Origin of the sequence: Pseudoalteromonas sp. CR1, from assembly GCF_019392235.1 — a bacterium.
In the GTDB taxonomy this organism is placed as follows: Bacteria; Pseudomonadota; Gammaproteobacteria; order Enterobacterales; family Alteromonadaceae; genus Pseudoalteromonas.
In genome coordinates this window covers 1-349 of the sequence record NZ_JAHXRM010000091.1, presented here as the reverse complement: position 1 = coordinate 349, position 349 = coordinate 1, and the positions used below count along the sequence as shown (strand labels likewise).

The window sequence follows — 349 nt, the reverse complement described above, 5'->3', positions numbered from 1 at the left end:
GAGCACCCCGCTCCGCAAGAAGCCCGGCCGCAAGCCTTCCGGTGAGAAGGCTCTCACCCCGGCAGAGAAGCAAAAGGCCTACAGAGACAGAAGGCGCGACGAAAAAGCGGCAGCTGAAGCTGCAAAAGCACAGGGCCTCCCCCCGACTTCGTCGGTGCTCGATCTGACCACCTCTTTCGCTTCGCTCATTCGCTGAATCACCACCTCCTCGCTTCGCTCGATCGGACGGTGGAAATACCGCCATATATAAGACTAAGAAGGAGCACCCCTGTAGCCCGCATAAACACTGACCTGAAAAGTTGAATTTCTTATCGGGTCAGTAAGAGGCCTTGTTGTTTTTGGTTGAAAA

1 protein-coding gene is annotated in these 349 nt (G+C 55.0%); it reads left to right on the top strand.

Annotation, left to right across the window (positions count from 1 at the left end):
- A partial coding sequence (locus tag KZZ04_RS18615) for a hypothetical protein (RefSeq protein WP_219423725.1) occupies positions 1–196 on the top strand: 196 nt, incomplete at its 5' end.
- Between the last annotated feature and the right edge of the window lie 153 nt (positions 197–349).